Source organism: Alcanivorax sp. NBRC 101098 (genome assembly GCF_001010505.1).
Lineage (GTDB): Bacteria > Pseudomonadota > Gammaproteobacteria > Pseudomonadales > Alcanivoracaceae > Alcanivorax > Alcanivorax borkumensis.
Window position 1 is genome coordinate 2219016 of sequence record NZ_AP014613.1, and the last position, 26260, is coordinate 2245275.

Below are 26260 nucleotides of genomic sequence, written 5' to 3' on the forward strand. Positions count from 1 at the left end.
GGCCCTCACGGCTGCCACGGCCCACCGCCGCCCCTGCTCGAGGTATTTATCATTGAGATTGCACATCTGGGCACCCGCGTATTGAGAAATCCAAGCTAAGCTCATGTATCCTATATCTCCTTCACGGTCGGAATGTTTCCTTCAACCGCCCTGTTCCCGTTTGTTTTATGATCAAGAAAAGAGAGCCGATGGACGTACAGTATCGCCCCGATCAGATCGAAGCCCAAGCCCAGCAATACTGGGATGACAATCAAAGCTTCAAGGTCACCGAGGATGCCAGCAAAGAAAAGTTCTATTGCCTGAGCATGTTCCCCTACCCATCTGGCCGCCTGCACATGGGCCATGTGCGTAATTACAGCATCGGCGATGTGGTCAGCCGTTACCAGCGCATGCTAGGCAAAAACGTGCTGCAACCCATGGGCTGGGATGCATTCGGCCTGCCGGCAGAAAATGCGGCGATCAAAAACAAGGTAGCGCCTGCCAAATGGACTTTCGAGAACATCGACTACATGCGCGGGCAGCTGCAGCGTCTGGGCTTCGGCTACGACTGGGGCCGGGAACTGGCCACCTGTACGCCAGAATATTATCGCTGGGAACAATGGTTTTTCACCAAGCTGTACGAGAAAGGCCTAGTGTATCGGAAAATGTCCACGGTGAACTGGGACCCGGTAGACCAAACTGTGTTGGCCAACGAACAGGTCATTGATGGCCGTGGCTGGCGCTCCGGCGCACTGGTGGAACAAAAAGAAATTCCCCAGTGGTTTATCAAAATCACCGACTACGCCGACGAACTGCTGAATGATCTGGATCAGCTGGATGGTTGGCCAGAACAAGTTAAGACCATGCAGCGCAACTGGATCGGTCGCTCTGAAGGGGTTGAATTAGACTTCCCCATTGAGGGAGAAGAGTCTCTGCGCGTTTACACTACGCGCCCGGACACCCTCATGGGCGTGAGCTACGTGGCCGTGGCCGCCGGCCACCCGTTGGCACAAAAAGCCGCCGCCGCCAATCACGAAGTTGCGGACTTCGTTAAAGAATGCCAGAACACCAAGACCGCCGAAGCCGACATGGCCACCATGGAGAAGAAAGGTATCTACACCGGCCTAACGGCCACCCACCCGATCAGCGGTGAAGCGGTACCGGTATGGATCGCCAATTTCGTGCTGATGGGCTACGGCACCGGCGCGGTAATGGCCGTGCCCGCCCATGATCAGCGCGATTTTGAATTTGCGCAAAAATACGGCCTACCCATCAACCAGGTGATTGAACCCGCCAACGGTGAGCCCATCGATCTGGCACTCGAAGCCTTCACCGGAAAAGGCACCCTGATACATTCTGGTGAATTCGATGGGCTGTCTTCCGCCGAGGCCTTCAACGCTATTGCTAACTGGCTTAGCGAACGCTCCCTTGGCGAAAAGAAAGTGAACTACCGGCTACGTGATTGGGGTGTTTCCCGCCAGCGTTACTGGGGCACCCCCATTCCCATGGTGGAAACCGAAGACGGCACCCTACACCCCACTCCAGAAGACCAGCTGCCCGTGGCGCTGCCCACCGATGTGGAAATGGATGGCGTCACCAGCCCTATCAAAGCCGACCCGGAGTGGGCCAAAACCACGTTTAACGGCCAGCCCGCCCTGCGCGAAACCGATACCTTCGATACCTTTATGGAGTCCAGCTGGTATTACGCTCGCTACTGCTCACCACAAAGCGACACCGCCATGCTGGACCCGGCAGCCACCAATTACTGGCTGCCCGTAGACCAGTACATTGGCGGTATAGAACATGCCATTTTGCACCTGCTTTATTCTCGCTTCTTCCACAAGTTACTGCGCGATACTGGGCTGGTGAACTGCGACGAACCGTTCAAGCAACTCCTCTGTCAGGGCATGGTGCTCAAAGACGGTGCCAAAATGTCCAAGTCCAAGGGCAACACCGTGGACCCGCAGCAAATGATTGAAGAATACGGCGCCGACACTGTGCGCCTATTCATGATGTTTGCCGCGCCACCAGAGCAGTCTCTGGAATGGAACGACGCAGGCGTAGAAGGCGCCTTCCGCTTTATCAAGCGTCTATGGCGCCTGGTTGCCGAACATGTGGAAGCCGGCAATACCGGCACTCTGGATATAAACGCATTGGACGACGCCGGCAAGGCACTTCGCCGCAAAACCCACGAAACCATTCAAAAGGTCAGCGACGACTACGGCCGCCGCAACACCTTCAACACCGCCATCGCTGCGGTGATGGAATTGATTAATGAAGTGAGCAAGTTCGACGCTGCCACTGACAATGCCCTCGCGGTGAAACAAGAAGCGCTGGAAGCCGCCGTACTGCTGCTGGCTCCCATCATTCCCCATGCGGGGCACAGCCTGTGGCAAGCCCTAGGTCATGACGAGGCGGTCATTGACGCTAGTTGGCCGAGTGTAGATGAGAGCGCACTGGTAAAAGACAGTATCGAGCTTGTGGTACAGGTAAATGGCAAGGTCCGCGCCAAACTGAACGTGCCCGCCAATGCCGATAAAGCATCGGTGGAAACCCTTGCTATGGACGAGCCTAACGTGAAGAAATTCACTGAAGGCAAAACCGTGCGTAAAGTGATCGTAGTGCCGGGTAAACTGGTGAATATCGTCGCCAACTAATCCGCGATTCGCACCGCCGGGGCAAACTCCACCTCTTACAACCATATTTTATATGCTTTTGTATGACGCGGACGCCCCGGCAAGCACGGCTCCTAGCCGGCTCCAGCCATCAGCTTGAAGACGCATAAGCGCCACTTGCCCCACGAGGTTTGCATGAAGGTTATCGCCGCCATCACCACCGTACTCTTAACCCTGTTGGTTTCTGCCTGCGGCTGGCAACTGCGCGGCGAAACCAGCGTACCCTCCATGGAAAGCCTATCGCTCATGGGGGCAAGCACAGAGCTGAAATACAGCTTGGAAGATGAGCTGGAAAACCAAGGCGTACTAGTGCACAACGAGTCCCCCTATCAACTGATCATTGATGACGAAGAGTGGATGCGGCGCACTTCCGCTGTCGATAATCAGGGCCGCCAAGCGGAAATTGAACTGCGTTACACCCTTTACTGGCACCTGCGCGATGTAAAAACCGGCGCCCTGCTCACCACCCCCAAACGCATGATGGCGCTGCGCAGCCTGCCCTGGTACCCGGAAAACGCCACCGCGTCCTCAGATGAAGAGCAACTGGTGCGCGACGACTTGTACGAAGATATGACCTTCCGGCTGATCAACCAGATCGCTGCGGCCTCTAAGGGGTGGGAGACCTACTAATGCGCCTGCGTCCCGAACAACTTGGCAAGCACCTGTCCGCGACGCTGTTGCCCGTTTATCTAGTTGCCGGTGACGAACCCCTACAGCAAGGCGAACTCATCGACGATTTACGCCGAGCGGCTCGCGACCAAGGCTTTGACGAACGCCAACGCTTTTCCAGTGATACCGGCATCGACTGGAACGCCCTGCTCAATGAATCACAGAGCATGAGCCTGTTTGGTGGCCGCCGGATTCTTGAACTGGTCCTGAACGACAAACGCCCGGATAAAACCGGCAGCCAAATTCTTCGTGATGTTCTCGCCAGCCTGAAAGGCGAAGCCAGTAGCGACACCCTGTTATTGATTCGTTGCTCGCGACTGGATCGACGCAAGGACTGGAATAGCGCCTGGGTAAAAGCCCTAGATGAAATGGGCGCAGTGATTGAAGTCTGGCCTGTAGAAGGAAATGGCCTACGCAACTGGCTACAGGAACGCCTAACCAGCCGCGGGCTGCGCGCCAGTGAAGACGCCCTCGCCCTGCTGATCGAACGCAGTGAAGGTAATCTGCTGGCCGCCGCTCAAGAAGTGGACAAACTGGCCCTGCTAGTGGAAGACGGCCAAGTCGGGCCGGAAGACGTGCAGCAAGCAGTGGGCGACTCCAGCCGCTACTCGCCGTTCGATCTCACCGACGCCACCGCCCAAGGTGATAGCCAACGGGTCATGCACATCATCCAGACCCTTCGCGCTGAAGGCGTAGAACCCCCTGTATTACTGTGGGCCTTGAGCCGCGACATCCGCCTGCTCGATGGCATGCTCGGCGGCGGACCGCCCCCGCGCCTGCCCCCGCAAAGGGTACGCGCCATGCAGAATCAGGCCCAACGCCTTAACCCCCAGCAATTACGCATTGCCCAAGCCTGCGCCATCCGCGCCGACCAATGCGTCAAAGGCATGGCCAAAGGCGACCCTTGGAAACACATCACTTCTCTGGCTCTGCGCCTAGCCGGCCACCCCCTGCCCCGAAGTATGGAACGGTAAAGCTCCGATCCGTAGCCGTTCCTTTTGAGGAACAAAATCAAGAACCGACTTTCTGTGAGAGCCTACCTGCAAGCAAAGTCTGCAACACGACTAAGGCCCGTGGCCACGCCCCCCCCCTGCCCGCGAAATTCAGTTAACCGTTCAAAGTGAACCATTCAGAAGAACAAAAGCCGAGCATGTTGCTGTTTCAGCACCGGCTTGTTATTTGCCCCATCGATTGGCACGAATTACCACCTAGCAGGGGCAACACTCTGCTAGCCTATCCTCACTTCTTCCTTACCGGCGCAAAACAACAATGAGCGAACTACGGGATACCTCATCCATCAGCTTTACCGCCTTGTACACTGGGCATGTATGGGCCAAAGATGGATTGGCCGCCCCCTTCTTCCGCACGCGTGGCGGCGCCTTACTGTATGGCGCGCTGGCCCCGTTTGAATATATGGGCCGGCACATTGCCGGTGGCAATATTCGTACCTTTCTTCTGCAACGCCACCTGGTTATCGACCACCGCTTGCACCAGCTAATTAACAGTGGCGTAACCCAGGTAGTGGAAATCGCCTGCGGCCTGTCGCCCCGCGGCCACCGCTTCTGCCAGCAATACCCGCAGCTCACCTACATCGAAACCGACTTGCCGGACATGGCCCGCCGCAAACAACACCTCCTCACAGAACATCAAGTGCTAAGCGAACGCCACCGGGTGATGCCCATCAATATTTTTGCTGACGTCGGCGAACTAAGCCTGGGCCATGTTCTTGGCCAACTGGACACCAGCAAACCGGTAGTGGTCATCACCGAAGGACTGGTGAATTATTTTCCACTGGCGGTGATCTCCGAGTTCTGGCGCAAACTGGCCGCCGCCCTGGGAGCATTCCCCCAAGGTACCTACCTAACCGACAACTACCCGCTATACCAGGGCATGCCGTTCTATCACACCCTCAAGGGGCTGGGCCGTCTGCTTGGGGCTGTTTCCCGTAGCCAAGTGGGTTTTCATTTTCATTCCGACCAGCAGGCCACCAACCACTTCGAGCAAATGGGCTTCCAGTCCCTCACCATTCATAACCCAGCTGATTTTTATGGCCAGCTACCCATCCCCCAGACTCGAGGCAACCCCATGGTGCGGATATTGGAAGGGAAGACAGCGCTGGGCAATCGTTGATCGTTCACGCTTTGAGGGTTTCTGGCCAATGAAAAACACCACCTTTTCGTCCTGATCGCGGTTAAAGATCTGGGGGAATTTCAAGCTTGTCGGTGCCCAGCTTTCTCCCACAACGGACAAGAATGTTTCCGTAGATTCGATTGAAGTAATACCGATAAGAAATGCAATCTGGAAGGCTTCACCGAGCATCCGCAAGGGTGCTTACGCGGGTTGGCAGACGGGAGAATAATGCCCGGTCATTAATTTCCACTTCACTGCCCGCCCCAGAAGCACTTCATTCATGATCGCTGGGCAGGAGTATTGGTGTATTACCACCGGCACCCCTCTCAATGGCACAATCACACTCATGACATTAGGCGATTATCGGTATCTCCGTAGCAAAGGTTTTCGCTCCCTCACCCTTTGTGTGCAAGCGTACAGCAGCGGTTATCGTTATAATGCTGCTTTTCGCGGGCGAAAAAAGCAGTCCACGCTACCAGCCAGCGCGGTAGCGGGCCTCCGGTGCCCCGGCACCCGGCGCCCGGCTCCTCTACCTTATAGGCGGGTTTAGATCCCACAGTAACGTAGCAGCCCGGCACAGCCCGCAAGCCATCAACCGATTTAACGCAGAGATTTATGGATATCCAGCAATACATGCAACGCCTGGGTGAACAGGCCCGCCAAGCCTCCCGTGCCATGGCCCGTGCCAGTTCCAGCGACAAGGACAAGGCCCTAGCGGCCATTGCCGGCGCCTTGCGCAGCCACCGTAACGCGATCCTGCAGGCCAATCAGCAGGATCTGGACGCCGGACGTAACAATGGTCTGGACGCTGCCCTGCTAGACCGGCTGGAACTGACTCCCGACCGCTTTGACGGCATGGTGGAAGGCTTAGAACAAATTATCGGGCTGGCAGACCCAATCGGTGTAATTACCGACCTGGCTTACCGCCCATCAGGCATTCAAGTGGGCAAAATGCGTGTGCCCTTGGGGGTTATCGGCATCATTTACGAGTCCCGCCCGAACGTTACCGTTGATGCCGCCGCTTTATGCCTGAAATCCGGCAACGCGGCGATTTTGCGTGGCGGCTCCGAAGCCATCAACGCTAACCAAGCCATTGCCGAATGCATACGCGAGGGCCTTCGTGAGGCTGGGCTGCCTGACACCGCCGTACAGGTGGTGGAAACCACCGACCGCGCCGCCGTAGGCGAGCTGATTAGCCACCCGGAATTCGTGGACGTGATTGTCCCCCGGGGCGGCAAGGGGCTGATCGAGCGCATCAGTAATGACGCTCGCGTGCCAGTGATTAAGCATCTGGATGGCAACTGCCACACCTACATTGATGGTCAGGCCGATATCGCCAAAGCGATCAGCGTGGCCTACAACGCCAAGACCCAGCGTTACGGCACCTGCAATACCACCGAAACGTTACTGGTAGCCAATGCGATTGCGCCACAGGTGCTGCCAGAGCTAGCGGGCAAGTACCAACAGGCCGGCGTGGAGCTACGCGGTTGTGATAAGGCCCGTCGGCTCCTGACAGAAGCAGGCATCACCGGCATGGTGGAAGCCTCCAACAGCGACTGGGAAGAGGAATTCCTGGCGCCGGTGCTCGCGGTAAAAATCGTTGACGGTATTGATGACGCCATCGAACATATCAACCGCTATAGTTCGGGCCATACCGAAGCCATCATTACCGAAAACTACACCTTGGCTCGCAGGTTTCTCACCGAAGTGGACTCCAGTTCAGTGATGGTGAATGCCTCCACCCGTTTTGCTGACGGGTTCGAATACGGGCTGGGTGCCGAGATCGGCATTTCCACCGATAAAATCCATGCCCGCGGCCCAGTGGGTCTAGAAGGGCTGACCAGCCAGAAATGGGTGGTGTTGGGTGATGGGCATATACGGCTGTAAACGCCAGATGCAGGATGCCGGATACCTAACGCCAAACACGGAGGCGTGCTTTGCATAACGTCCAACATGCGGCGTCCGGCGTCCGGCCTTTGGTTCTCTTTGGCGGCACCTTTGATCCGGTTCACCGGGCGCACATCAGTGCGGCCCGAGCTGTATCTAAGGTGCTCAATGACGCCCCTGTGCACCTGCTCCCTAATGCGGTTCCCCCTCACCGGCCGCAACCGTTGGCCGATGGTGAGCAGCGCTTGCGTATGCTGGAGCTGGCCTGTGCTGACCACCCACAGTTGCACCCGGATGGTTGGGAACTGGCACAGCCCGGACCCAGCTACAGCCTGGTCACACTGCAGCATTTTCGCAAACAACACCCGGACCGGCCGCTCGTGTTTATGATCGGCGCCGACAGCTTTGCCAACCTGCATCAGTGGCACCAATGGCGAGATTACACCAACCTGTGTCACCTGGCAGTGGTACCTCGCCCAAACAGCCCGCTGGCAGATAATGCCGTCTTAGAGGCGTTTCCAGAAACCGATGCCCACGGCCTGGCACAGCAACCCTACGGCTTACGACTAATGCTCAAACGCCCATTTCTGGATGTCTCTGCCACCGCCATTCGTCAGGCGCTCGCAAAAAAAGGGCACTGTCCGGCGTTAGATGACGCCGTGATTACGCATATTCACCGCCACGACCTGTATAATGTGGCCGAACATACCCCTTTTAACCAATCATGAGGCCCCATGAGCGCTGACACTCCGCTACTGCAACTGGTCATCGACGCCCTGGAAGAAGTCAAAGCCCAAAACATCACCCCGCTGGATGTACGTGAAATCACCAGTGTCGCGGATACCATGGTTATCGCCAGTGGTACCTCCAACCGCCACGTGAAAGCGCTGGCCGACAACGTGTCTGATGCGGCCAAAACCGCCGGCTACCCGCCGATTGGCACCGAAGGAGAAAATACTGGCGAGTGGATTTTGGTCGATTTGGGTGACGTCATTGTTCACCTGATGCTGCCCGCCACCCGTGAATTCTACGATTTGGAACGGCTGTGGAAGAACCCCCAGCACCACCCAGACCGCGAACAGCAGCAAGACCACTAGCCCATGCACCTTGTTCTGCTGGCCATCGGCACCCGCATGCCAGCGTGGGTCACCGAAGGTTTTAACGAATACCAGAAGCGTATGCCTCCGGATATGCGCTTAACACTGGAAGAGATTCCCATGCCTAAACGTGGCAAGGGAGACGCCGGCAGTCAAATACGGGCAGAAGCTGACGCCCTACGAAAGCGCCTGGAAACAATTGTGAAAAAAAGCCCGGGCGCCAAAACCGTGGCGCTGGAAGTCAACGGCCGGGCGCTGGACACTCACGCCCTTAGCCGTAAACTGGGCGAGCTAAAAGACGTGGGCCAGGATTTAGTGCTGCTGGTGGGCGGGCCCGATGGCCTGTGTCCCGAGTTATCAGCCAGCGCCCATGAGCGCTGGAGTCTGTCCAACCTGACATTGCCCCACCCACTGGTGCGAGTATTGTTGGCTGAGCAGCTCTACCGGGGCTGGACACTACTGACCGGGCACCCCTATCACCGTTGAATAGCGACAAACTCCACGCTACAACACGAGAGGCGCCATGCTAACTGGCAAAGCGTTAATAACGCGCTGCATGGTCAGTTTGCGATACTAAAGATCAGAACATGATCATCAAACGAACCACCAAGCAGGAACCTTTAACCTCGTTATAGCTTGTGGCTTTGAGTGATCCCCCGACACAACGTTATTTTGCTACTATCACGCGTTCCTTTATTCGCCCTAAGTAACCCCGGACTCTAACGCCAACATGCGCCGACCATTAACGCTGAAGGATCATCATCACGAGCAGCGCATTTTCAGCGTTCGTCTTGTCGTGAGTGTTTTCCTGGTGTTACTGCTCACCTGTGTGTTGATCGGGCGCATGATCTGGTTACAGATCATCGAACACAATCGTTACACCACCCTCAGTGACAACAACCGGGTTCAGACACAAGCTGTGGCCCCACCGCGCGGGCTAATTACCGACCGCAATGGCGAAATTCTTGCCGATAACCGCCCTGATTTTTCGCTGGAAATCATCATCGAGCAAGCAGCTGATCTGGATCAGCTGCTCACCGAGCTGGGCAATCTTATCGAACTCGATGAGGGGGACCGGGAACGTTTCGAGAAACGCCGCCATACCGCTCGCCGCCCCTGGGAACCTGTGCCACTACGTGGCCGGCTCACCGAAGAAGAAATTGCCCGGCTGGTGGTGAACCAGCACCGGCTCGCGGGTATCAGGATCTCCGCCGACCCGATTCGCCACTACCCTCACGGCATTCTGTTTTCCCATGTTTTGGGCTACGTAAACCGGATCAATGTCCAAGATTTGGACGCGATGACTCTAGACCAACAACGCAACTACGCGGGCACCCATTTTTACGGGCGCAGTGGCATCGAACGGTTTTATGAAGATACCCTGCACGGTGAAGTTGGCTACCGCCAAGTAGAAACCAATGCTCGAGGCCGAATCTTAAGGGTGCTAGAAGAGCAAGCGCCGGTGCCGGGTAAGCCCCTGCGACTTCGCCTTTCCATGCGAGTGCAAAAAGCAGCTTATGATGCTTTGGGCGAACGCCGTGGCGCCGTGGTCGCCATTGATCCTCGCGATGGCAGTGTGCTGGCATTCGTTAGCCGGCCAGGCTTTAACCCCAACCTGTTCGTCACCGGCATTTCCTATAAAGATTATTCCGCCTATCGCAACGACCACGACAACCCCCTGTTCAACCGTGCACTGCAAGGGCGCTACCCACCAGGTTCCACCATCAAGCCCATGTATGGCCTGGCCGGGCTCGATGCCGGGGTAACCACCTGGGAGCGGACCATTTTTGATCCCGGATACTATCAGCTAGAAAACGACCCTCACCGCTACCGAGACTGGAAACGCTGGGGCCATGGTCGCGTCAATCTGCGCGATGCAGTGGTGCAGTCCTGCGACACCTATTTTTACGACATGGGCTTTAAACTGGGCATTGAACGCCTACACCGCTACATGACCCAGTTTTCCCTAGGTCAGCCTACCGGTATCGACCTCCACAACGAATCCAGCGGCATTATGCCGTCCAAACAGTGGAAAAAGGCCGCACGCGGCCGCCCCTGGTTCCACGGTGACACCATCAACGCCAGCATTGGCCAGGGATTTGTACTTGCCACACCACTGCAACTAGCCAATGCCACAGCGATCATGGCCAACCACGGCAAACAGGTGGTCCCCACTCTCGCCGGAGACACTAAACCAGTAGAACGTACCGATATCGTGCTTAATGATCAGAGCAACTGGGAAAAAATGGCCGACGCCATGGTTGGTGTAACCCAGCTCGGCGGCACGGCGCGGGCCATGGCCGTGAAAGCCAAATATGACATCGCTGCTAAATCCGGCACTGCTCAGGTTTTCTCGGTGGGCCAGGACGAAACCTATAATGAAGAAGAATTGACGGAACGACTACTGGACCACGCCCTACTGGTATCCTTTGCCCCCGCCGACAAGCCAGCGATTGCCGTGGCGGTGCTGGTGGAAAATGGCCGCCACGGCGGCTCTACCGCGGGGCCGGTTGCCCGCGAAGTCATGGATGCGTGGCTACTGGATGAACAGGGGGAGCTGAAAGTACCGCCGGTGTTTGCCGAAACCCCGCCCCATCCACCGTCCAATACCACCATCAATAATGCCGGTAACGAGAACCGCCCATGAGCCAGCGCGAATTTACCCGCCAAATGCCAGGCCAAACGGGCGCTAGCCTATCACCCGGGCTGGCGGTACGCCTGCACCTGGATCCACCATTACTGGTGGGCCTGTTGCTACTCATGTTCGGGGGGCTCACCGTTCTTTATAGTGCTGGCGGGGAAAGCATGGCGCTAGTGGTCCGTCAATGCATCCGCTTCGGCGCCGGCCTTATTGTGCTGTTTCTGTTGGCCCAAATCCCGCCGCGAAGCTACCGCTTCTGGGCGCCAGTGATTTATTCCATCGGCCTGATGTTATTGATAATGGTGTTGCTCATCGGCACCGAAGCCAAAGGGGCTCAACGCTGGTTATCCATTCCCGGCGCCGGCCGCTTCCAACCGGCGGAGGTAATGAAACTCGCGGTACCCGCCATGGTCGCCTGGTACTTCAGTGAACGCACGCTGCCCCCCCGGCTCACTGATGTGATTGCTGCCCTGCTATTACTCGGCATTCCCGCCATGCTCATCGGCATGCAACCGGACCTGGGCACAGCCATTCTCATCGCGGCCAGTGGCTTGATAGTCCTGTTCATGGCGGGGCTATCCTGGCGGCTGATTGCCGTGGCGATAATCATAGTGGTCACCGCCGCACCGCTGATGTATTTCTTCGTGATGCATGATTATCAGCGCAACCGGGTAGACACTTTCCTTAATCCGGAAGCGGATCCGCGCGGTACCGGCTGGAACATTATCCAGTCAAAAACCGCTATCGGTTCCGGGGGGGTTAACGGCAAAGGATGGCTAGACGGTACCCAATCACGCCTCGATTTCCTGCCGGAATCCTCCACCGACTTTATTCTCGCAGTGCTCAGCGAGGAATTCGGCCTAGTAGGCGTTATCGTATTGCTGATGATGTACCTGGTCATCGTTGGCCGCGGTTTCTTTATTAGCTGGCACGCCCAAGACACGTTTGCCCGGCTACTGGCCGCCAGCCTAGTGATGACATTTTTTATTTATGTTTTCGTGAACATTGGGATGGTTTCAGGGCTCTTACCTGTCGTAGGCGTCCCTTTGCCTCTGGTCAGCTATGGCGGCACCTCCGTTGTCACGCTATTGGCCAGTTTTGGGATGTTGATGTCAATTCACACCCATCGGCGCCTAATGAGTTATTAAACGTGAAGCCGGCCCCCTAGTGCGCCGGTTTCCAACAAAACGCAGTCCATGGAAATAATGAAAACAGGAGAACCCCCTTTGCGTCGTTTCTATCTAGGCATTCTAAACATTTTCCGCTCCGGCACGGCGTATTCAGCCATCGCGGTCGCAGCCCTGTTCTTCACCTCCCTGCCTGCCTTAGCCGAGCATACCTGCCCTGAAAACAACGACTATCTGCAGCGCAAACAAGTCCAAGCTCTAATAGCCGAGCTCGTCTCGCAAGGACAAGATGAGGCACGATTGCGAGAGGTTCTGGGCAGCGCGCAATGCCAACCCCAGATTCTCAAATCCATTGCTCGCCCTGCAGAAAGAACCCATACCTGGGCCACTTATCAGAAAATTTTCCTACAGGAAAGCCGGGTTCAGAAAGGTATTGAATTCGCCCACACCCACGCCAAGACCTTGACCCGCGCCGAACAAACCTACGGCGTACCGCGAGAAATTATTCTCGCCATCATTGGTGTGGAAACCCGCTACGGTGATCACATGGGCAACTACCGTGTGGTCGATGCGCTGGCCACACTGGGCTATGACTACCCTCCCCGAGGAAGCTTCTTCCGCAAACAGCTCAAAGCACTGTTTGAATTGGAACACCATGCCCATATTGACGCGAACACGATCACCGGCTCTTACGCGGGGGCCATGGGCTATGGCCAGTTTATCCCCACCAGTTACCAAGCCTACGCAGTGGATTTTGACAACGACGGTATCACCGATCTGGTCAATAATCCGGTGGATGCCATTGGCTCCGTGGCCAACTATTTCAGCGAACATAACTGGCAACCCGGTTTGCCCGTGGCTGCCAGAGCTCGCTTACACGGTACCGGTTATGTCGCGCTGGCCAAGAAAGGTTACAAGCCATCCTTTACTCTGGCACAAGCCAACAGTGCCGGCGTCACCGCACTCAGCTGCAACGACGATCGGCTGGTTAGTGAATACTGCTTTGATCTGCCCGCCAGCACCCGCGTCGCCCTACTCGACCTGACCGGAACCGATGGCGCAGAATTTTGGCTGGCCACCGACAACTTTTATGTGATCACCCGCTACAATCACAGTCGCCTGTACGCCATGGCCGTGCTACAACTATCACGACAATTGGCTGCGGCACTGGAGGATAATCAATGAACCGTTTGGCTTGCGCCGTACTGACCTCTGCCTTTCTCGGCGCCTGTGCCACAACGCCAGGGCCCAATGATGGCAATGACGGCCCAGCTGCCAGCAACGGAGCACCCGGCTCCGACCGTTATAGCCTGCATCAGGATACCGCCCCTGAAGAGCGTAGAGATATCTCACAGCTACCGGAACCGGTTCCCACAAATGAACCGCGCAGTCGCTATGGCAACCCACAATCCTACAGTGTGTGGGGCAAAACCTATCAAGTACTCCCCCAAGCGGAGGGTTACGTAGCAGAAGGAAACGCGTCTTGGTATGGCCAGAAATTTCATGGTCATCGCACCTCCAGCGGCGAATCTTTCGATATGTATCAGTTCACTGCCGCCCATCGCAGCCTGCCACTGCCCACTTACGCCCGGGTTACCAATCTGGATAATGGTAAGAGCCTGGTGGTACGGGTGAACGACAGAGGCCCTTTCCACGAAGATCGCATCATTGATCTCTCTTGGGCTGCCGCAGTACGCCTAGGCATAGAACAAGCCGGCACCGGACGTGTTCGAGTTGAGGCCATCACGGGCCAACAGTCACAATCCCAAGAGGCCAACAGCACCGTCCCCACAGCCGTACGCGCCGCCCTGGATAGCCCTCCGCCTTCACAAGCACAGAGCACCTCCGGCACCCAAACGGGCACGGTAAAAGAAAATGAGAAAAGCGCCAGTCTGTTTCTGCAGGCAGGCGCCTTCTCTGACCGCGTCAGCGCTCAACGGCTACAACAAAAGCTGGTCAACCAATTGGGCGTCGATACCCAAATCCAGCACTCGGAGGGTAATCTATTCCGGGTCTGGATTGGCCCCTATGAAAACCAGCAACAACGTCAACAAGTACGCCAGACGATTGCCGACGCCGGTTTCGACCGGCCCATGCCTGTCAGCCCCTGAAAACGCCCATATCAGCTATTTCTCCGGTTAACAGGCCCTCGTCAGTCCTCTAGAATGCAGCCATCAAGTGATGGCACAACGCAACTTGATGGCCTTTATGGAATTTTTTGCCGTCCGTGCACAAACACTCCTTCGGGTTTGCACCGAACAACGACGGCAGGCATATCATTGATTCCCTAAACCCTTCAAAGAGCGAATCATCCTAGAACAACCAACAGGCAGGATATCCATGCGTCCCCAGTCTTTTCGATTTACCGTTTTAGCTCTCTTTGCTTTATTTGGCACCGCTTTTTCCCTCCTGGCTCAAGCGCAAATGGTGCCCCGTGCGCCACAAATCGATGCCAAAGGCTACTTGCTGATGGATGCAACCAGCGGCCAAATCATCGTCGAGCGTAACGCAGATCAACGCCTACCTCCGGCCAGCCTAACAAAGATGATGACAGCCTACATTGCTGAAGCGGAGCTGCAGAAAGGCAATATTTCCGAGAAAGACATGGCGCCAATCAGCGTTCAGGCTTGGCAAATGGGCGGTTCACGCATGTTCGTACGCGAAGGGACCCGAGTTCCGGTGGGGGACTTGCTGCGAGGCATCATCATCCAGTCCGGTAACGACGCCAGCGTGGCCATGGCCGAATACATTGCCGGTTCCGAAGATGCCTTTGCCGATTTGATGAACCAACACGCTAACCGTCTGGGCATGGACAACAGCCATTTCATGAACGCCACTGGCTGGCCGGCGGAAAACCATTTCACCACCGCCAAGGACATGGCCATTCTAGCCCGCGCCATCGTGCGAGATTTTCCCGATCACTACGACCTATACGCCAAAAAGGAATTTACCTACAACGGCATCACTCAACAAAACCGCAACCTGCTACTGTGGCGTGACCCCTCTGTGGACGGCCTTAAAACCGGACATACCGATGAAGCCGGCTATTGCCTGGTCTCTTCCGCTAAAAAAGACGGTATGCGTCTAATCGCCGTGGTCATGGGTACCGATTCTGAAGGCGCACGCGCCCGTGAATCACAAAAGCTACTAACCTACGGTTTCCGCTTCTTCGAAACCTACAAAGCGTATAGCGCTGGCGATGTCCTTGATACCGTCGATGTATGGATGGGCGAACAGAACCAACTTCGTCTAGGCCTAGCTGAAGACTTGGTACTGACCATCCCCCGTGAAAGCCATGAAAGCCTGAAAGCGGAAATCAGTGTTACTCCACAGCTGGAAGCGCCTATCGTGGAAGGCCAACAATACGGCTCCCTCACCGTCCGCATGAACAATGATGTGCTGGTTAAAAAACCATTGGTGGCATTGGAAGCCGTTGAAGAAGCTGGCCTCTTCACCAAGCTTTGGCATCACCTTATGCTGTTCTTCAAAGGGCTGTTCTAGGAACCTCAGCACGCGACACGCAGGCACACTTACCATGACTCAGGTTTATCTCAACGGCGCCTTCATGGCGCCAGCAGATGCAACGATATCCCCCATGGATCGGGGCTTTCTGTTTGCCGACGGGATTTACGAAGTGATACCAGCGTATAACGGCGTATTATTCCGCTTCGAAGAACACCTGATCCGCCTGGAACGCTCGCTGGCAGAAGTCGACATTCGCAATCCCCACAGCCGGGCACAGTGGCGAGAACGATGTGAACAACTACTGCGCGCCAATGGCGGCGGCAATCTCTCGGTTTACCTGCAAGTCACCCGTGGCGCTGCTGAAAAGCGCGATCATGCGTTCCCGTCGCCCGCCGTCACCCCCACTGTATTCATGATGACCAACCCGATAGCGATTCCTGCCGCCGACAGCCCAGAAACCGCCGTTGGCGCTCGCGCAATCACCCTGGATGATATTCGCTGGGCCCGTTGCGATATTAAGTCCGTCTCCTTGCTGCCCAACAGCCTACTCCGCCAACAAGCCGTGGCCGCCGGGGCCAGCGAAGCCATTTTGCTGCGCGACGGTTTTGTTACCGAAGGCTCGGCCAGCAATGTCTTCATCGCCAAGGCCGGCACCATTGCGACCCCCCCAAAAAGCCATGCCATTCTTGGCGGCATTACCCGGGATCTGGTGGTAGAGCTGTGCCACCAGCACGGCCTCGCACTAGAAGAGCGTGAAATCACTGAAATGCAGTTACGCCAAGCAGATGAAATCTGGATCACCAGTTCGACCAAGGAAGTGGTGCCCGTAATTCAGCTCAACAACGCTATAATAGGGAATGGAATGCCGGGGCCATTATGGAAAGCCCTTGCGCATCACTACGTCCAGCATAAACGCCGACTTTGCGGGCTTGATGCCCCAAACGCGCACGACTGACAGGAGCCGCCCATGGCCATTCAGGAACATTTGTGGGAATTCCCCCATGACATGCAGTTAAAAGTCATGGGGGCCATCGACTCCCCCCTTGAAGCCGCGCTTATCGATATTCTCAACACCCACCTTGAGGATTTTGACGCAGACAAACACCTGAACAGTAAACCCAGCAGCAAAGGCACCTTCATTTCTTTCACTGCGAAGGTCACCATGCGCAACCGGGAACAGGTAGAGGCCATTTACAAAGCGCTCAGTGATTCTCCCCATGTGAAAGTGACGCTTTAATACACGCCCCCTGCAAGCGCTCTCGCTTCAAATGCCAGTGCACCTCACAGTAAGTGCACTGGCCGAGCCTCATGACACGTTACACGCCGTTACCTGTTCTCACAGCTCGATACCGAACCCCCACCGAGCCACCATTGGTAAGAACCCATCGCCTCCGTAGTGTTTGGCACATAATAACAATACGGAATATCCATCATGAAAATAGTCTCGCTGCTGTGTCTGTGCAGCTACCTGCCTATACTCACGGTTATTGACCTACGCCCCTTTTCTCACGATGTGCTCGGTGCCAGTCGCGCAGCGCCGCACACCGTCGCCAAACCGACAAACATCATTTCTGCCCTGCCACGCAATAACCCGAACATGGAACAGAGCCTTTACCGCACCCCAGTGCATTTCGACGCCTTCCAGACAATTAATCTCACCGATGATAGCCGCATTGAATTCGGCATCAGTGTTCAAGAATTAAATCTCCATCTTGTTAACCCGCGGACAAGTGATCGTCTGATTTAAACAATAGTAACTTTGCCTCATTTTAGGGAACGTCAACCGCGACCCTGTAGAAAATGCGTACATCCGCGGATTTTGATTCTTCTCTATCCAATGTGCATCGCGCAAAGCGGCTAGCCTGTCATGCATAGCTGGCCGTATACTTCCCCCATGGACGCACTGATTCGCTATTTCCCACAAGTCGATTATTCCTCTTGCTGGCACGCCATGCGCGATCTCACCGATCACCGTGACGCGCAGCAGAGCGACGAGTTATGGGTACTCGAACACCCTCCCATATTCACGCTGGGCCAGGCCGGCAAGCCCGAACATGTGCTCAATGCCGGTGAGATTCCAGTAGTGAACAGCGACCGTGGTGGGCAAGTGACTTATCACGGCCCTGGCCAGACAGTGGTCTACCTGATGCTGGACATCAAACGGCTAGGCCTGGGTAGCCGCGGGCTGGTCTCCGCCATTGAACAAGGCATCATCGACTTTCTTGCAAGTCTGGGCATTACCGCCGTTAATCGAGATGACGCACCCGGAGTCTATGTTCAAGGCGCCAAAATTGCGTCTCTGGGCCTGCGTATCCGCCGTGGCGCCACCTACCACGGGCTAGCCATCAACCGGGATATGGACCTTTCCCCCTGGCATCGTATTAACCCCTGCGGACACGTGGATCAACCCATGACCACACTGAAAGCTCAAGGGGTGGATCTGGACCGCCACAGCATGGAACAACAGCTGGTATCCTTTTTAGCCAAACGTCTTGGGCTAACGCCCCGGACAGCGGCCCTTCCGGACTGGTACAATACCCGCCAAGAGAATGTCACCACTGGCGGCGATCCTGGCAGTGCTCTGACTCAACAGCCAGAGAGGCTGTAACCACAGACACCGCTGCCTACCCCCCCTTCCGGCAGCACTCGACGGCAATGGAAACCCCATGAGCGAACAGGCCCAAGCCAAACGCAAAGTGCAAATCGGTGACAAACTACGTGGCGCCGACAAGGTCCGCACCATCCCCATGGTTAATGAAGAAACCGGCTACCAACGTAAGCCGGACTGGATTCGTGTGCGTGTTCCTGCCAATGGCGAAATTCAGCGTATCAAGTCCCTGCTACGCAAACAGAAACTGCACACCGTTTGCGAAGAAGCGGCCTGCCCCAACTTGCCGGAATGTTTTGGCGGCGGCACCGCCACCTTCATGATCATGGGCGACATCTGTACCCGTCGTTGCGCTTTCTGCGATGTGGGTTTCGGCCGGCCCAATGCGTTGGATGCGCAAGAGCCGTTGCACTTGGCGGAGTCTGTGGAAAACTTGGGCCTGAATTATGTGGTGATTACCTCCGTGGACCGGGATGATCTAGCCGACGGCGGCGCGGAACACTTTGCCGAGTGCATCCGCCAGGTGCGAGCGCTTACCCCAGAGACCCGCATCGAAATCCTCACCCCAGACTTTCGCCCCTGCCTGGACACCGCCGTGGAGATTCTCGCTGAAACCGCGCCGGACGTGTTTAACCACAATATTGAAACCGTTCCGGAGCTATATAAGCACATCCGCCCCGGCGCCCGTTATCAACACTCCCTGGATTTGCTTAAACGCTACAAGGCTCTGCGCCCGGATGTGAGCACCAAAAGCGGCATCATGGTAGGGTTGGGTGAAACGTTCGAGCAGGTCATCAATACCATCAAAGATCTGCGAACCCATGATGTGGACATGATCACCATTGGCCAATATCTGCAGCCCAGCAAGCACCACGCTCCGGTGGATCGCTTCGTACACCCGGACGAATTCCGGGAGTATGCCCGCGTGGCCAACGAACTAGGCTTCACCTCGGTTGCCTCCGGGCCCATGGTGCGCAGTTCCTACCATGCTGATTTACAGCATAAAGGGGTGGATGTTGGCCTATACAAACCCTAATTCAAAGGCCGGGCTTACTGGCACCACCGATTAAATGTACGTTTCGTACTAGCGGCCCACTGACTCGGCTCGGGCTTTGCATTACGCTAGCGGTCTATGTAACACGCTTACCCCAGCAGTTGTTGCCGTTACGATTTTGAAGGTCCCCTTGTCATGCCGAGAAGCGCAGTCCGTAAACAGCCTAACATCGTTCTTACTTCAACCCTTCTCGGCATTTTTCTGCTGCTCAGCACCTTGCTTGCCGGCTCCGCACAAGCGGATATTCCGGCGCCAGCCATGGCCCCAGTATTGGAAGTCGCGGAAAGCCTGGAGCTTGCCGAAACCGACCTGGCAGTAGCTTCCATCCCCCTGGATGGACCCGGAAAAGCCCGTTTCATGAATGCGGACATACCCCTAAACCCCGGCTCCATCATGAAGGTCATTACCACCTACGCGGCGCTAGAATTACTGGGTCCCACGTTTCAATGGCACACTCGCCTGTACACCGACGGCACCATTGAGGGGGAGACCCTCAGCGGTAACCTGTATTTTGTTGGCAGCGGGGACCCTAAACTCACCGAAGAGCGGTTATGGCTACTGCTGCGGGAGTTGCGTGCCATGGGTATCACCCACATCACCGGTGACCTGATTTTGGATGGCAGCGTGTTCAACCTGCCCAATGGCATTACCGCCTTTAATGATGACGGTGACAACCCCAACGCACCCTTCCTGGTGGAACCCAACGGCTTGCTCACCAACTTGAATGTGTTGCGCATCCGGGCCCGAGCAGACAACCGCGGCGTTCATACTTGGACCGAACCGGCCCTCAATGGCATCCACATCAACAACCAACTGGTACTGCGCGAGTACGGCCATTGCCCTCGCCGCTATCAATTTGACTATGAACCTACCACCCGTGATGACGGCTCAATAAGCATCACGGTCACCGGCGTGCTGCCCGTAGGGTGTAGCACCAGCAGCTATCTGTCTCTGCTAAGCCAGCCCGCCTATACCGGTGCCCTACTCTCTAGCCTGTGGCAGCAGCTTGGCGGTACCCTTTCAGGAACCATCCGCGAAGGCCTGCGCCCTCGAGCAGACACAGAACTACTCGTCACCACCTCATCGCGTGATTTGGTCACTATGGTCCGCGATATTAATAAGTGGAGTAATAATGTGATGGTGCGCCAGATCTTCCTGACGTTGGGCGCCAAGCACCGTCAGCCCGGCGATAAAGACGATCTTGCCGCCGCAGAGCGTGAAATTCGCGCCTGGCTAGCCCATAAAGGTATCGACAGCCGGAGTATGGTCTTTGAAAATGGGGCCGGCTTGTCACGCATTGAGCGCATCACCGCCCGTCAAATGGCCCAACTACTGCAACAGGCCTGGGAAAGCCGCTTTGCCGCAGAACTAATTGCCTCCCTGCCACTGGTGGCCATGGATGGCACAATGCGTCGCAGGCTGGGTAACGCTAACATGGCTGGCATGGGCCACATTAAAACCGGCTCTTTGCGTAATGTGCGCTCCATCGCAGGGTTCACCCGCGATGAAGACAACACCACCTGGGCAGTGGTGGCCATGGTGAACAACCCTCGCGCGTGGCAAAGCGAGCCGGTACTTGATGCGTTCATCGAACAAGTGCACCTATCCACGCGCCCTAAAAGCATAAACACCGCCCGGCAATAAATCGTCCCCCCGCAGGGTCGATGGCCCTGCTTTATTCTACTGTGCGTTTTCCCTATGCTGAGCACATAAGGAGCTTTCAGAAGCCCCGTATCTGCCCCCCTCCAAACCCGTTGAAGATAACTCAAAGCAAATGTTCAAATGCTTGGCGAAAGAGTATTCTAAAATGATAATACCGAAGGGAACTTGCTAGGGAGCATCACCATGAAAACCTACTTCGTCGCCGCCGTAATCGGCTGTACCCTGGCGTTTGCTGGCTGCCAGAGCCAACCGGAAGCGCCGATCGACCCCAAAGCGCAGAAAAAGGTCTATAGCGGGATTCTTCCCTGCGCGGATTGTTCCGGAATTCACACCACGCTGATCCTATACCGGGATCAATACGATACCCCCACCCGTTTTGAACTCAGTGAAGAGTATATGAGCGGCTCCACCGTGAAACTAAATGTGGTGGAACGCGGGGAATGGACCTCACACAAATACCAGGAAGGCGTTAGCCAGGAAGATGTGTACACCATCAATCCTGAAGACGACGATGCACGACGTCAATACATCAAGGATGCGATCAATGCCGTTGAACAATTGGATTCATCTGGGAATCGTATCCAGTCAAATTTGAATTACCGCCTGCTCAGCAAGTAACTCCCATAGGCGCATAAGAAAGGCGCCTCGGTTCCTTTTTATTTGCTTGCTCTGGCCGCCCAACACCCCTTCCGGCTCAGCGTGCACAGCACGCGCCCTAGCACTAGTGGCAATAAACCTTCGAAGGTGCGGCATTTTGCCGCTATCTGTGAATGCATCCCAAATAGGAATGACTTGCATTAAGGGGTTGAACATCATAGTATTGCGAACCCTTATTCAATCCTTGGCGCTGAGTCATTGCCACACCGCCACATAGCCCTGCGTTATCAAGCGGTTATTATTAAGTGGCGATATGCAAGGCCTGTTTTACCCGATACCGGGCACCTAATTATTTGCCCATAGCTGGAGTTTTCCATGCCCCAGATTTCCCTACAGTTACCGGAATGGTTTATTAGTGGCGGCGCCACTATGTGGGTTCTGGCCCTGCTCTCCGTGATTGCCTTGGCAACGTTCATCTCCAAGATCTTGCAGTTCGCCCGCATTCGCCCTGGCAATAGTCGCCAGGCAGACCAGTTGCTTAGCGCAATACGCCAAGGCAAACCGACCAGCAAACCCGGAAAATTAACCAGTCCCATCGACCGAGTGCTCTGGCAGTGCTGGGAAAACCGTAACCTGGATGAGGCTGCTTGGCAGGAAGAAAGCCTACGCTTGGCCCGCAGCGGCCTGGATGAGTTACGCGGCGGCTTGCGTGTGCTGGAAGTGATTAGCGCCATTGCTCCGCTGCTAGGCCTTCTGGGCACCGTATTCGGCATGATTGGCGCCTTCCAAGCCCTGGAGATGGCCGGCTCACAGGTGGACCCCTCCATTCTGTCCGGGGGTATCTGGGAAGCCCTGCTGACCACCGCCGCCGGCCTCACCGTGGCAATCCCAACCTTGGCTGCATTCCACTGGGCCGACCGCAGCATCGAACAATGCCGCGAGAAAATGCAGGATCGACTGTCGCGTTTGAAAGTATTGCGCAACAACCACACGGCTCCCGAGCCTCTGGAAGAGGAACGCGACCCGTCGGTGTCGCATGCATATTGAACCTGAGCGTCATCGCACGCCCTTTATCAGCCTGACACCACTAATTGATGTGGTGTTCATCCTGCTGGTGTTCTTCATGCTCGCCACCCGTTTCGGACAGTACCATGACCTGCCTGTTAACGTGCAACCCGCAGACAGCACCGAGCAACCGGACGAACAATGGTTAATCATCAACGTGCAGGCCAACGGTATGCTGACCCTTAATGATGTCAGCTTTACCCCGGCCGCGGTTGCAGACCGGCTGGATACCAGCAAGACCAAGGTATGGGTCACAGTGAATCCAGAGGCCACTCTGCAACAGGCACTGACCGCTGTAGACGCCATGAAGGCCGCCGGCGTTCGCGATGTTCAACTGGAGCTGTTGCCATGATGATCATGGAAACCTCATCACGCAGACCGCCACTGGAGCCGGTGCTGCCGCTGATCAATGTGGTCTTCCTGCTGTTGATCTTCTTCATGTTAGCCGGACAATTGGCCAAACGCCCCACCGTGACGGTGGAAGCACCGATGAGCCAGACCGCAAACGGCGAAGAAGCCCGGGACAAGCTGCTACTGGTGATGCAGAACGATGGGCAATGGTTTGCTGAAGACAGCGCCGAACCGCTAAGCGACGCGGCATTGCAGGCACGACTTGGCGACAAGCCAGAAGATGCGGAAGTCCGCCTGCTGGCCGACGCAGGCGTAACCATGCAAGCCTTGCGCAGGCGTTTGGAAACCCTGCAAGGCATGGGTGTGGAACAGGTTCGGCTGGTGACGCAGAGTGACGCAGCAGCAGAAAGCGCCAGCAAGGTGGCACCATGAAACCCCGTAATCTCACCGCTTGGATCGTCTCCATTCTAATTCACGTCAGCGTGCTGGTTACCGTTGGCGCCATGACGCTTGCCGGTGGCCGCCCCGCAAAACCGGGCGTTAGTGAAATTGCCATTAACCTGTCTGCTCCACCAGCCCCAAAGGCTGCGCCGAAATCGATACCGCCAAAGGCCCAGCCCGCCCCGCAACCGAGAGTCAAACCAAAACCAAAACCCAAGCCTACGCCCAAACCGGTCGCAAAACCGAAACCGGAACCCAAGCCAGAGCCAGCCCCACAACCTCAGGTAGCAGAAACTGCGGCCACGAAAACCGAGAATGAAGACACCCACGAAGAAGCCTCGGCACAGCCCCTGACTCAAGGCGCCAAAGGCATGGCGGGCGCCCCGGGGGAAGGAGTGCATCAATCCGGTGATACGGAAAATGCGCTCAACAAATACCTGGCAAAAGTGCGCGACACCATCGATTACAACAAGCAGTATCCGCACCGGGCTAAAATGCGCCGCCAACAAGGGACCGTTAAGGTGTCTTTTGTCATCAATGCGTCTGGGCGCGCAGAACAGGTAAAGATTACGGAAAGTTCCGGCAGTCGCATTCTAGACCGCGCCACCAAAGAGCTCGTTTCAAGGTTACGCTTCGACGCCCCCCCCAAAGAGCTGGGGAGCAGCAGCATACCTGTACACGTTATTGCACCGGTGAATTACGATCTGAGCAATGGCTGACGCGCCATTACCTCAGCGGCGATCTCTTCTTCCGTCTCAAGTTGATCCCCTGCGCATCTGTCTTTACTGTTGAATGCTTGATTAAACAATCACGCTGTCTGGCACGCCATTACCCGCCCGCCGGGGCGGGTTTGCCTGCTCTCTCTTTTGAAGGAAACGCCTGTGAGCGCATTAACTTTGGCACTGTTATTAAGCCTAGCAGCAGGTCTCAGCATGGCGGCGGGGGCTCTCATTGGCGTGCAGGAACATATCGCCAAAAGCTGGCTTGAGCAGGAAGTGCGCCACGGCGTTATCGCTTTTGGTGGCGGCGCTCTATTAGCGGCCGTGGCATTAGTGCTGGTTCCAGAAGCGGTCAAACACCATAGTGCTTTCTCCGCCACAGTCTTGTTCGCCAGTGGCGGGCTGGTCTTCATGTTTATTGACCGGGCCTTGGCGAAACGCGGTGGCGCTCTGTCACAATTGTTAGCCATGTTGCTAGATTTTGTCCCGGAAGCCATCGCTCTAGGGGCGGCGCTGGCCAGTGGCGGTAGCCAGGCTTACCTGCTGGCGTTCCTGATTGGCATGCAAAACATGCCGGAAGGGTTCAATGCCTATCGGGAAATCTACAATAGCAAGGGCAACACACTGTCTAAAAGCCGCATCGTGCTGGCTTTCGCTTGCATGGCCCTGCTGGGCCCATTAAGTGCCTGGCTCGGCTTTGAGATCCTGGTGAATCAACCCTTTATTCTCGGCGGTATCATGCTGTTTGCCAGCGGTGGCATTCTCTATCTGACCTTCCAGGATATCGCCCCGCAAGTGCCACTGGAAAAACACTGGATGCCAGCTCAAGGGGCTGTGGCCGGTTTTGCGCTGGGGCTGGTTGGCCACCTCCTAGTGCAGTAAGCCTAACGTTGAAACGCGACAGCAGCTACCATCAGCTAAACATTAACGCCTGGCACGCGTTTTAACGTTCAACTCACTCCCCCCAACGCTTCACTAAGGTTTGTTCCACACCAAGATGATCCAGTAGCCGGGCAACCATAAAGTCCACCAGATCATCCACGCTTTGTGGTTGATGATAAAACCCAGGCGCGGCGGGCATGATGGTGACGCCAAGGCGGGAAAGTTTAAGCATGTTTTCCAGGTGGATCGCGGAGAAAGGCGATTCCCGGGGGACCAGAATCAATTTTCGACCTTCCTTGATGGCCACATCCGCAGCCCGCTCGATCAGATTATCACTGGCCCCCATCGCAATGGCTGACAAGGTCCCCGTAGAGCAGGGGCAGACCACCATGGCTGCAGGAGCTCCGCTGCCGGAAGCCACCGGCGCCGTCCATTGTTCCAACCCACAAACGACCAGCCGTCCCTTTTCTGTCTTTACCCAATCGCGCAACGCCTGCTCAGCGTTGCCGGTACCCGCAGGCAATTTCAATGCCGTCTCAGTGCCAATGACCACTCGCGCAGCCTTGGAAAGTAGAACGAACACCTCACAGTCCGCCTCCAGCAAACACTGCAGCAAACGTAACCCGTAAGGTGCTCCGGAGGCACCGGTAAAAGCTAACGTCACCCGATGTGTCATAAACCCATCCCGACACCTCTGGCCATCATCACTGCCAGAATCGGCATCAATATAACCAAATGAATTTCTGCCACCAGCACGCCACGCAGGTTGCGTTGCAGCTTGTCATCAATCACAGGGACATGGCCTGCTTTAACTGTTTTTCGCCAACCCAGAAGCACCTTAGTGGGATACAAGCTCAACAAGGCGATCAACACGAAGAGCGTCACCTTGCCATGAAACCAAGGGTTAGTGAGATAAAAGTCCCAGCCCTTTTCCGTCCAGCCCGCCCGGGCCAAGCCACTGATCAATACCGTTAGCGCCGACAGGCCATAACCAATATCCAGCCATAAGAGCGTGCGAATATTGCGTTCATTGATGCCGGTTCGCCACAGCAACAACTCGCCATACAAGCAAGCAAAGAGCATCAGGATGCTTAGGTAATGCACCGATGCCCAAAGTACCGACCAGAACATGACAACCTCCTAAACGCTCGAAACGAGCGACACGTTTCAAGCCTCAACACGGACAAAATGAATACGCTTGCAATTTTCTC

The 26260-nt window shown here is 56.0% G+C and carries 27 protein-coding genes; 25 read left to right on the forward strand and 2 right to left on the reverse strand.

Annotation, left to right across the window (positions count from 1 at the left end):
- Positions 1–188 precede the first annotated feature (188 nt).
- From leuS to AS19_RS10155, 25 genes are all read left to right on the forward strand, one after another.
- A complete protein-coding gene (leuS, locus tag AS19_RS10035) occupies positions 189–2636 on the forward strand; it encodes a leucine--tRNA ligase (protein WP_046962036.1) in 2448 nt (815 codons plus the stop codon).
- Between the two features lie 153 nt (positions 2637–2789).
- Positions 2790–3284, forward strand: a complete 495-nt coding sequence (lptE, locus tag AS19_RS10040; protein WP_011589227.1) for an LPS assembly lipoprotein LptE — start codon at positions 2790–2792, stop codon at positions 3282–3284.
- Complete coding sequence (holA, locus tag AS19_RS10045; RefSeq protein WP_046962037.1) at positions 3284–4297, forward strand: DNA polymerase III subunit delta; 1014 nt, start codon at positions 3284–3286, stop codon at positions 4295–4297. Before lptE ends, holA begins: the two co-directional genes overlap by 1 nt.
- A 295-nt stretch (positions 4298–4592) precedes the next feature.
- Positions 4593–5453 (forward strand): class I SAM-dependent methyltransferase, encoded by an 861-nt coding sequence (locus tag AS19_RS10050; protein ID WP_046962038.1) that lies wholly within the window; start codon positions 4593–4595, stop codon positions 5451–5453.
- Between the two features lie 615 nt (positions 5454–6068).
- Positions 6069–7340 carry a glutamate-5-semialdehyde dehydrogenase gene (locus AS19_RS10055; protein ID WP_035459543.1) on the forward strand — a complete coding sequence of 424 codons (1272 nt, stop codon included), beginning with the start codon at positions 6069–6071 and terminating at the stop codon, positions 7338–7340.
- A 50-nt stretch (positions 7341–7390) separates the two neighbouring features.
- Complete coding sequence (nadD, locus tag AS19_RS10060; RefSeq protein WP_051428710.1) at positions 7391–8068, forward strand: nicotinate-nucleotide adenylyltransferase; 678 nt, start codon at positions 7391–7393, stop codon at positions 8066–8068.
- A gap of 6 nt (positions 8069–8074) precedes the next feature.
- Positions 8075–8437, forward strand: coding sequence for a ribosome silencing factor (gene rsfS, locus AS19_RS10065; protein ID WP_011589232.1), 363 nt, complete (start codon positions 8075–8077; stop codon positions 8435–8437).
- Positions 8438–8440: 3 nt separating this feature from the next.
- A complete protein-coding gene (gene rlmH / locus AS19_RS10070) occupies positions 8441–8923 on the forward strand; it encodes a 23S rRNA (pseudouridine(1915)-N(3))-methyltransferase RlmH (protein ID WP_011589233.1) in 483 nt (160 codons plus the stop codon).
- A 244-nt stretch (positions 8924–9167) separates the two neighbouring features.
- Positions 9168–11084: a penicillin-binding protein 2 gene (gene mrdA, locus AS19_RS10075; RefSeq protein ID WP_011589234.1), complete on the forward strand. Its 1917-nt coding sequence runs from the start codon at positions 9168–9170 to the stop codon at positions 11082–11084.
- Complete coding sequence (gene rodA / locus AS19_RS10080) at positions 11081–12226, forward strand: rod shape-determining protein RodA (RefSeq protein WP_011589235.1); 1146 nt, start codon at positions 11081–11083, stop codon at positions 12224–12226. The genes mrdA and rodA overlap by 4 nt, the downstream gene beginning before the upstream one ends.
- A gap of 78 nt (positions 12227–12304) precedes the next feature.
- The gene (mltB, locus tag AS19_RS10085; protein WP_231860779.1) at positions 12305–13390 is read left to right on the forward strand and encodes a lytic murein transglycosylase B; all 1086 of its coding nucleotides are present in this window, start codon (positions 12305–12307) and stop codon (positions 13388–13390) included.
- Positions 13387–14316: a septal ring lytic transglycosylase RlpA family protein gene (locus tag AS19_RS10090; RefSeq protein WP_035459536.1), complete on the forward strand. Its 930-nt coding sequence runs from the start codon at positions 13387–13389 to the stop codon at positions 14314–14316. Before mltB ends, AS19_RS10090 begins: the two co-directional genes overlap by 4 nt.
- A 229-nt stretch (positions 14317–14545) precedes the next feature.
- On the forward strand, positions 14546–15706 hold the full coding sequence (locus tag AS19_RS10095; protein WP_011589238.1) for a D-alanyl-D-alanine carboxypeptidase family protein: 1161 nt from the start codon (positions 14546–14548) through the stop codon (positions 15704–15706).
- Positions 15707–15740: 34 nt separating this feature from the next.
- Positions 15741–16625 (forward strand): D-amino acid aminotransferase, encoded by an 885-nt coding sequence (locus AS19_RS10100; RefSeq protein WP_011589239.1) that lies wholly within the window; start codon positions 15741–15743, stop codon positions 16623–16625.
- Positions 16626–16637: 12 nt separating this feature from the next.
- Positions 16638–16907, forward strand: coding sequence for a YbeD family protein (locus tag AS19_RS10105; protein WP_046962039.1), 270 nt, complete (start codon positions 16638–16640; stop codon positions 16905–16907).
- A gap of 195 nt (positions 16908–17102) precedes the next feature.
- Positions 17103–17417: a hypothetical protein gene (locus AS19_RS10110; RefSeq protein ID WP_046962040.1), complete on the forward strand. Its 315-nt coding sequence runs from the start codon at positions 17103–17105 to the stop codon at positions 17415–17417.
- 120 nt (positions 17418–17537) lie between these two features.
- Positions 17538–18278 carry a lipoyl(octanoyl) transferase LipB gene (gene lipB / locus AS19_RS10115; protein WP_082116376.1) on the forward strand — a complete coding sequence of 247 codons (741 nt, stop codon included), beginning with the start codon at positions 17538–17540 and terminating at the stop codon, positions 18276–18278.
- Positions 18279–18336: 58 nt separating this feature from the next.
- Positions 18337–19314 (forward strand): lipoyl synthase, encoded by a 978-nt coding sequence (lipA, locus tag AS19_RS10120; protein ID WP_011589243.1) that lies wholly within the window; start codon positions 18337–18339, stop codon positions 19312–19314.
- A 153-nt stretch (positions 19315–19467) separates the two neighbouring features.
- On the forward strand, positions 19468–20976 hold the full coding sequence (gene dacB / locus AS19_RS10125) for a D-alanyl-D-alanine carboxypeptidase/D-alanyl-D-alanine-endopeptidase (RefSeq protein ID WP_046962041.1): 1509 nt from the start codon (positions 19468–19470) through the stop codon (positions 20974–20976).
- Between the two features lie 201 nt (positions 20977–21177).
- Complete coding sequence (locus AS19_RS10130; RefSeq protein WP_011589245.1) at positions 21178–21612, forward strand: copper resistance protein NlpE; 435 nt, start codon at positions 21178–21180, stop codon at positions 21610–21612.
- A gap of 354 nt (positions 21613–21966) precedes the next feature.
- Positions 21967–22638: a MotA/TolQ/ExbB proton channel family protein gene (locus AS19_RS10135; protein ID WP_046962042.1), complete on the forward strand. Its 672-nt coding sequence runs from the start codon at positions 21967–21969 to the stop codon at positions 22636–22638.
- Positions 22628–23008 carry a biopolymer transporter ExbD gene (locus tag AS19_RS10140; protein ID WP_011589247.1) on the forward strand — a complete coding sequence of 127 codons (381 nt, stop codon included), beginning with the start codon at positions 22628–22630 and terminating at the stop codon, positions 23006–23008. The genes AS19_RS10135 and AS19_RS10140 overlap by 11 nt, the downstream gene beginning before the upstream one ends.
- Positions 23005–23439: a biopolymer transporter ExbD gene (locus AS19_RS10145; RefSeq protein ID WP_046962043.1), complete on the forward strand. Its 435-nt coding sequence runs from the start codon at positions 23005–23007 to the stop codon at positions 23437–23439. The genes AS19_RS10140 and AS19_RS10145 overlap by 4 nt, the downstream gene beginning before the upstream one ends.
- Positions 23436–24167 (forward strand): energy transducer TonB, encoded by a 732-nt coding sequence (locus AS19_RS10150; RefSeq protein WP_046962044.1) that lies wholly within the window; start codon positions 23436–23438, stop codon positions 24165–24167. The genes AS19_RS10145 and AS19_RS10150 overlap by 4 nt, the downstream gene beginning before the upstream one ends.
- 162 nt (positions 24168–24329) lie before the next feature.
- Positions 24330–25049, forward strand: coding sequence for a ZIP family metal transporter (locus tag AS19_RS10155; protein ID WP_046962045.1), 720 nt, complete (start codon positions 24330–24332; stop codon positions 25047–25049).
- A gap of 73 nt (positions 25050–25122) precedes the next feature.
- Here AS19_RS10155 and AS19_RS10160 read toward each other — a convergent pair whose 3' ends face one another.
- Together AS19_RS10160 and AS19_RS10165 are read right to left on the reverse strand one after the other, a co-directional pair.
- Positions 25123–25725, reverse strand: a complete 603-nt coding sequence (locus AS19_RS10160) for a flavin prenyltransferase UbiX (RefSeq protein ID WP_046962046.1) — start codon at positions 25723–25725, stop codon at positions 25123–25125.
- The gene (locus AS19_RS10165; protein WP_011589252.1) at positions 25722–26180 is read right to left on the reverse strand and encodes a DUF2214 family protein; all 459 of its coding nucleotides are present in this window, start codon (positions 26178–26180) and stop codon (positions 25722–25724) included. Before AS19_RS10165 ends, AS19_RS10160 begins: the two co-directional genes overlap by 4 nt.
- Positions 26181–26260: the final 80 nt, after the last annotated feature.